The 7,550-nt window shown below is 27.4% G+C and carries 8 protein-coding genes and 1 pseudogene; 7 read left to right on the top strand and 2 right to left on the bottom strand.

Translation table 11 applies throughout. The annotated features are described in order from the left end of the window. The 4 genes from BN1173_RS04465 to BN1173_RS00545 form a co-directional block, all read left to right on the top strand. Window positions 1-321: tetratricopeptide repeat protein (locus BN1173_RS04465; RefSeq protein WP_040235857.1), on the top strand; the 321-nt coding region annotated here is incomplete at its 5' end. Window positions 322-325: 4 nt separating this feature from the next. Further along, the gene (gene map / locus BN1173_RS00555) at window positions 326-1,078 is read left to right on the top strand and encodes a type I methionyl aminopeptidase (RefSeq protein ID WP_040235853.1); all 753 of its coding nucleotides are present in this window, start codon (window positions 326-328) and stop codon (window positions 1,076-1,078) included. Window positions 1,079-1,133: 55 nt separating this feature from the next. Further along, complete coding sequence (locus BN1173_RS00550; RefSeq protein WP_025400525.1) at window positions 1,134-2,576, top strand: trypsin-like peptidase domain-containing protein; 1,443 nt, start codon at window positions 1,134-1,136, stop codon at window positions 2,574-2,576. A gap of 349 nt (window positions 2,577-2,925) precedes the next feature. Then, window positions 2,926-3,516: a phosphoribosyltransferase gene (locus BN1173_RS00545; protein WP_014696008.1), complete on the top strand. Its 591-nt coding sequence runs from the start codon at window positions 2,926-2,928 to the stop codon at window positions 3,514-3,516. A 2-nt stretch (window positions 3,517-3,518) separates the two neighbouring features. On the opposite strand, the gene BN1173_RS00540 is transcribed toward BN1173_RS00545, so the two are convergent. Beyond that, entirely contained in the window at window positions 3,519-4,067 is a 549-nt protein-coding gene (locus tag BN1173_RS00540) for a hypothetical protein (protein ID WP_040235851.1), read from the bottom strand. Between the two features lie 27 nt (window positions 4,068-4,094). Then, complete coding sequence (asnS, locus tag BN1173_RS00535; protein ID WP_040235850.1) at window positions 4,095-5,480, bottom strand: asparagine--tRNA ligase; 1,386 nt, start codon at window positions 5,478-5,480, stop codon at window positions 4,095-4,097. A 118-nt stretch (window positions 5,481-5,598) separates the two neighbouring features. Between asnS and murI the strand changes: the two genes are divergently transcribed. From murI to BN1173_RS00520, 3 genes and pseudogenes are all read left to right on the top strand, one after another. Then, window positions 5,599-6,363 carry a glutamate racemase gene (gene murI / locus BN1173_RS00530; RefSeq protein ID WP_040235847.1) on the top strand — a complete coding sequence of 255 codons (765 nt, stop codon included), beginning with the start codon at window positions 5,599-5,601 and terminating at the stop codon, window positions 6,361-6,363. Then, window positions 6,360-7,301 carry a ribosome small subunit-dependent GTPase A gene (rsgA, locus tag BN1173_RS00525; RefSeq protein WP_014696004.1) on the top strand — a complete coding sequence of 314 codons (942 nt, stop codon included), beginning with the start codon at window positions 6,360-6,362 and terminating at the stop codon, window positions 7,299-7,301. Before murI ends, rsgA begins: the two co-directional genes overlap by 4 nt. Next, a pseudogene (locus BN1173_RS00520) lies at window positions 7,288-7,550 on the top strand (endonuclease MutS2); the annotation flags it as partial. The gene rsgA and the pseudogene BN1173_RS00520, both read left to right, overlap by 14 nt.

Genomic DNA, 7,550 nt, shown 5'->3' with positions numbered 1-7,550 from the left:
GAGCAAACGAACAAGTATTTATATGGTATATATTATAATTTTGGGGTTCTAAAGTTTTATCAAAAAAATTATAAGGAATCAGAAGAATATTTTAGTAATGCAGTTTCGACTTTACCTTTTGCTATTGATGATAAGAGTAGCATTAATTTAAAAGAGCGTGAGGATATAGCAAAAATATATTTAAAGCGAGGGATTAATTATCTTTATTTAGGTGAATTTGAAAAGGGACGAGAGGCCATTTCAATTGCTAATTCTTTTTATGAAACTAATGAGGGTAAACTTTATATGAATATGATAAAGATATTTAAAGAGAGGAATTGAATATTTGAAATTAAGATTAAAATCTAGAGAAGAAATTGAAAAGATTAAGGCATCAGGTAGACTTTTAGCTCAAACTTTTTTGGAAATCGAGAAAAATATTGCTCCTGGAATTAACACTAAAACACTTGATTTTATAGCTAGTGATTTTATTACTAAAAATGGAGGTAAGTCTGCTTTTAAAGGATATAATGGATTTAAAGGGACTATTTGTGTTTCTATAAATGAAGAAGTTATACATGGAATTCCTGGGAGTAGAATGCTTAAAAATGGGGATGTTATTAGTATTGATTGTGGTGTTGTTTTGGATGGATTTTATTCTGATATGGCTAAAACTTTTAAAGTGGGAAGGGTAAGCTCTCAAGTTAGTCGCTTATTAGAAATTACAGAGGCTGCTCTTTATAAAGGAATTGATGAAATGAAGGTTGGTAATCGAATTTTAGATATTTCGAAGGCTATAGAAAATTATATTAAACCATTTAAGTTTGGAATTGTTAGAGAATATACGGGGCATGGTGTTGGTTTTTCGTTACATGAAGAGCCAAGTATTCCAAATTATTATGATCCTTTTTTTAAAAATATTGAAATACAGGAAGGTATGGTTTTGGCAATTGAGCCTATGGTAAATTTAGGAAGTCATAAAGTTTCTCTTAAGAGTGATGGTTGGACAGTATTTGCATCTGATTTTAGTTTTTCTGCTCATTTTGAACATACTGTTGCTGTTATTGATGGTTTGCCTTTAATTTTAAGTAAAGTTTGATAATACTTAAGTAAATATTTAAAAGATTTGGTTTTATATTATGGAGGTGTATAAAATGAATAAAAATTTTATTTCTGTGTTTTTTGCTAGTTTTTTAGCTTTAGCTGTTGGATTTTTTGTTGGAATAGGTTATTTGAAGTCTGAAAAAAATACTATTGTTTTTGCACAGGAGAAAGGAGATGCTGTACACTCTCTTCAAGATTCTTTTAGAGAAGTATCTAAAAAAATTTTACCATCAACTGTGGAAATTTATGCTACTGGAACAATTAAAACACGCGATCCTATGCAATTCTTTTTCTTTGATATTCCAGGTCTTAATCTTGAAAAAAAAGCACAATGGGGTGGTTCTGGCGTTATTATTGGAAAAGATTCTAAGAAAACAAATTTGTTTTATGTTCTGACAAATAGTCATATTCTAGAAAATGCTAGCGAGTTTGAAGTTGGAACTTATAATAATAAAAGTTATAAAGCTCAGTTAGTGGGTAAGGACGATAAGAAAGATATTGCATTGGTTAGTTTTGAGGCTGATGATGTTGCAGATATTGGGGTAGCTGAACTTGGTGATAGTGATAAACTTGAAGTGGGAGATTGGGTTATAGCTGTTGGAAGTCCTTATCACTTTAGTTTTTCAGTTACAGCAGGTATTATTAGTGGTCTTCATCGTTCTTTTAATCCTAATTTAAAAGCTAGAAATTTATTTATTCAAACAGATGCGGCTATTAATCGTGGTAATTCTGGAGGACCTCTTGTTAATACTAAAGGAGAAGTTATTGGTATCAATTCGTGGATTTCATCTCCTTCTGGAGGAAATATTGGACTTGGTTTTGCTATTCCTATTAATAATGCTAAGAGTGTTTTTGATGCATTAATGAGTGGACAAAAAAGTGAATCAGCTTGGATGGGCGTTGCATTTCATCGTTTGAGATCTAAAGATGTAGAATTTCTTAAAAGTTTAGGTTATGAAGATGAGTCTGTTTCATTAGCAATTGTTGCAGGTGTTTATGATGGTTCTCCAGCTTTGAAAGCAGGATTTAGAGCTGGTGATGTGATTAGCAAGATAGATGGTGTTGCAATGAATCTTTTCTTTGATGTTAAGCAATACATTAATGATTTTTATGCTAAGGAAAAAATTAAAGTTGAGGTTTTAAGAGGACAAGAGACGAAAACTTTTGAAGTAGAACTTGGTGTTATGCCTACTAATATCGATAAGGAAAAGGGCAATACTTTAGATTTAAAATTGATGCCAGGCTTTACTGTTTATCCTTTAACCAAAGAGGTTAGGGTGCAACTTGGTTTGAGAAATTGGATTAATGGAGTTGTTGTTGATAGTATTGATTCAACTTTGGGTAATAATCCTCAAATTGCAACAGGAGATATTATTATGATTGTTAATTCAAAAAATGTTAAAACTTTAAGAGATTTTTATGATGCTATTAAGCATGGAAAAAATAATTATAGTATTTTAAGAAATGGACAAACTTTAAAAGTGTCTATTTAATAATACATTTTACTTTGTATAAGGCTTAAAGAATTAACATTTTTAAGCCTTTAGGCATTAAATTTGGTAATTCTATTTTATATTATGAATTGTTATTTTACTTAAGTGAATAAGTTTTATTTTTTATTTATCAATGTAAAGAGATAATGTTGGGATAGGGATTTGTATTTAAATATATTAGTGTAAATAATACTGTTTATTTTTATAAGTTTTCTTTAATACAGTTCAAGTTATAAATTGTTTTTTAGTATTGAGAGAGTAGTAAATATATGAATTATGAGTTAAATTGAAGAGATAATTGATTTTTTGAAACAAGTTTTAATTTTATGTGTTTTGAGGTGTTATATAAATGAAAAAGTTCGTTTCTTATGAAGATATAAGAATAAATGGTCTTAAACTTGCTTATAAAATTTATAAAGATGGGTTTATTCCTGACATTATGTATGTGTCTTTGAGAGGTGGAGCTTATCTTGGAAATATTATTAGTGAGTTCTTTAAATTTATTAAGCCAGAAAAGCCCCTTCTTTATGCTGCTGTTGTTGCAAGATCATATGATGTTTCAAATAAGCAGAAAAAAATAATGATAGATGGATGGACTTATGATCCAAAATATTTAAGAGTAGGTGATAATGTTTTATTTGTTGATGATATCTTTGATACTGGTCGTACAATTATTCATTTGCGAGAAGAAGTTTTAAAGAGAGGAATAGATAGTCAAAATGTTAGGATAGCTGTTTATGATTATAAAGAACGTGGACATATTGATTATGAACCTGATTATTATGTGAATAAGTATTCAGATGAGGATGAATTAACTACTTGGATACATTACAGTAATCATGAGTTAATTGGATTGTCAGAAGATGAATATAAATTAAATTTTGTTAATTTAGATGATGAATTATTAGATATTTTAAAGTTTTTATCAAAAAAACTTTAATTCTATTCTAGCTTAATATATTCTAGTTCGTTATATCCTCTTATGTTTAATGCTTTTGTTATTTCTCCTAAATTATCTTCTAGAATGGGTCCAATTAAAGCAAAATCTTTTTTTATTTTTGTATTTATATTATTTAGTAATTTAATTTTGTTAAATCTATCCTTTATATTGGTTGGATAAACTTTGATATTATACCATACATTTTTTTCTAAATTTGATTCTTGTATGTTAATTTTATCTTGTGGATAATATATTTTTTTTGATTTTTTTATTTTTACAGTACCATTTGTGTGGTTATTTATATGTTCCTTATTATAAGATTTAAAATTTTTATTTTTTTTTCTTCTAATTTCATGATAATAATTAATTTTTTTGTGTGGATAATTTATTTTGTTGGATTTATTTATTTTAGGCTTTGATTTATTGGTTTTATTTGTGATTTCTTTTTCTATATTTGAAAATATTTTGAAATCGTCTTTTAATTTTTCATTTGCAAATAAGATTAGTACTGGTGACATCAATACTATTTTATACAAAATTTTGATTTGCAATGTTTTTCTCCTTTCAAAAACTCTTTATTAGAAATGAAGAGTTTTTGGAGTTCTTGGAAATGGTATAACATCTCTAATATTAGCCATTCCTGTTGTATATTGCAGTAGTCTTTCAAGTCCAAGTCCAAATCCAGAATGCGGAGTTGAACCGAATCTCCTTAAATCTAAATACCAATTAAGAGTCTCTGTTTCTAAGTTTAGCTCTTTTATTCTATTATTCAATTTATCTAGATTATCTTCTCTTTCACTGCCCCCAATGATTTCTCCAATTCGTGGAACTAAAATATCCATTCCTTTTACAGTTTTATTGTCTTGGTTCATTTTCATGTAAAAGGCTTTAAATTCTTTTGGATAGTCAATAACTGTAGTAGGTTTTTTGATAATTTCTTCTGTTAAATACCTTTCATGTTCTGTTTGTAAATCCATGCCCCAATAAGGTTTTATTTCAAATGTTTTTGTTGCATTTTCGAGTTTTTTAATTGCTTGAGTATAGGTAATAACTTCAAATTTAGAATTTATTACATCTTCAATTTTTTTTATTACTCCCTTTTCAATGAAGTTATCAAAAAATTCCATATCTTCATGACAGTGATTTAAAGTTTCGCTTAGGACGTATTTTAAAAAATCTTCTGCTAAATTTATATTGTCTTCAAGCGTAAAAAATGCCATTTCAGGTTCAATCATCCAGAATTCTGAGGCATGGCGTGTTGTATTTGAATTTTCTGCTCTAAAGGTAGGACCAAATGTATATATTTTTGATAAAGCCATTGCATAAGCTTCTCCATGCAATTGTCCAGTGACTGTAAGAAATGCTTGTTTGCCAAAAAAATCATCTTTAAAATCAACTTCTTTTTTGTTTGTAGTGTTATTAAGGTTTAGGGTAGATATACGAAATATTTCACCTGCTCCTTCACCATCGTTTGATGTAATAATGGGTGTATGAATATAAAAAAATCCGTTTTTTTGAAAATATTCATGAATTTTATAAGAAATTTGGTTTCTAATTCTGGCAACAGCACCAAATGTATTAGTGCGTATTCTTAGATGAGGGATTTCTCTTAAGAATTCAAAAGAATGTCTTTTTTTTTGTAAAGGATATGTTTCTTGATCTGATTTCCCAATTATATAAAAATTTGTTGTTTTAATTTCATAAGTTTGTCCTTTTGCAGGGCTTAAAATTAAGATTCCTGTTAAGGATATGCTTGCACCTGTTGTTAGCTTTTTAAATTTTTTTTTTTCAAATTGAGGATTGTTTTCATCAATAACAGCTTGAATTCCTTTAATATTTGAGCCGTCATTAATTTCTAAAAATGAAATTTTACCATTGCTTCGTTTTGTTCTAATCCATCCTTTGACTGTGATTGTACTATTTGTTATAGGGTTGTTTAATATTTCTTTGATACTTTTGTGCATATATTCCTCCTTCTCTAACTTGATGTTTATTATAATTATAGTTTAAACCATATTATTTTATCATTTTGTCATTGAAAGAGAGTAAATTAATTTTTATACTTAAATTTAGAGAAGATTTATGAACAATTTAGAAGATGTTATAGTTATTTTTGATTCAGGTATTGGTGGACTTGCTTATTTTGAATATATAAGTAAGAGATTGTTTAATAGAAATTATATTTATGTTGCAGATAATAAAAATTTTCCTTATGGTGATAAAAGTTCAAATTTTATTTTAAATGAGTTTTTGGAGCTTATTTCAAAATTAAGGGAAATATATAATATTGTCTCGATTGTTGTTGCGTGTAATACAGCTTCTATTAGTGTTTATAATAAATTAAATTTTAATTTTCCTATAATATATACTTTGCCTTCAGTTAGTTTAGTTAAGGAACTTGTGTTTAAAAGGGTGATTTTAATTGCAACAAATACTACTATTAATAGCAAATTTGTCAAGAAAGAGCAGAATAATCATATAGATTTAATTTTAAAATCTGCGGGTGAACTTGTAAAATTTGTTGAATATGGAGCTATCTTTGAAAGAGATGCGCTTGAGTATTTAAAATCTTTAAAGTTTGAAGTTCAATCTACTAAACGAGATATTGTTTTTTTGGGTTGTACGCATTATTTGCATATTAAAGATATGATAGAAAGTGTTTTAGAAATACCCGTTTATGATAATCGTAAAATTGTTGCCGATGAACTTAATAAAGCGCTAAAAAATGTTGAAAATAGTGATTATTGTTTTAAACGTTATTTTTATTTAACACAAGATAAAAATTTACACTTTTATAAGAATTTTTGTAAAAAATATGATTTTTATTTTAAAGGAATATTCAATTGAATAGTAGTACATTTGAGGTTCTCTGGGGTGTTAATAATATTTATTCTGTTGTTGAAGTTAATACTAATACAGTTTATGAGGGTGTTATTAAAGGTAAATTCTTAAATACTAGGGAGAAAGAATATAGTCCTTTAGTTCCGGGTGATTTTGTTTGTGGTGATATTTATGATGAACATAAGGTATACATTAAAGAGAGAATGGAACGTAGAAATGTTTTTTGGCGTTATAATAAAAAGGTTGCTTTAAGGCAAGTGATTGTTTCAAATATCGATAATATTTTGATTGTAAGTTCTGCTACTCTTCCAGAATTTAAAAATTCATTTATTGATAGAATATTGATAGTTGCTGAGGAGCAGGGAATTACCCCTATTATTTTGGTAAATAAGGTTGATGAAGGCATAAATCTGAGGGTTGATTCTTTTATTAAGATTTATGAATATTTAGGTTATAGAGTTATTAAGACTTCTGTTGTTACTTTGCAGGGACTTGATGAGGTGAAAAAAATTATTAAAAATTCAAGAACTTCTTTTATTGGGCAGTCTGGAGTTGGAAAATCTTCACTTATAAATGTTATAGATTTAAATGCATCTCAGGCTATAAATGAGATATCTTATAAATATGCACGAGGCAGACATACTACGGTTTATGCTGTGGCTTTTCATTCTGATAATAAAATTTTAATTGATACTCCTGGAATAAAGGAATTTGGCATTGAAGGTTTAGGATATCTTGAACTTAAATATTATTTTAAAGAATTTAAATATTTTAATGATTTATGTAGATTTAATTCTTGTTTACACATCAATGAGCCAAATTGTTTTGTAATAAGTCAAATTGGATTTAAAATTGCAGAAGCTAGGTATAATAGTTATCTGAAAATTTTTAGTGAACTTAAGAGATATAAAAGTTATGCAAGAGAAATATTTGGAAAAAATTGATTTTTATCAAATATTATCTTCAGTTGCATCTTATGTAACTGTTTCAGATACGGTTAAACTTTTAAATGAACAGCAAATATTAAAAACTGATAGAGAGATTCAGGAAGTATGTTCTTTTGTTAATTTAATTAAAAATCTTATTGAACTTGATGAAGAATATCCAAATTATTGTCTTGAGAGTATAAATGAGTCTATTGTTTTACTCCTTAAAAAAAAATCAAGAATTTCTATTGAAGAGATTAAAAATAT

This window comes from Borrelia crocidurae, assembly GCF_000825665.2.
GTDB classification, from domain to species: Bacteria; Spirochaetota; Spirochaetia; order Borreliales; family Borreliaceae; genus Borrelia; species Borrelia duttonii.
Note: the sequence above shows the minus strand (reverse complement) of the source record. Positions and strands in the feature narration are given on the sequence as shown.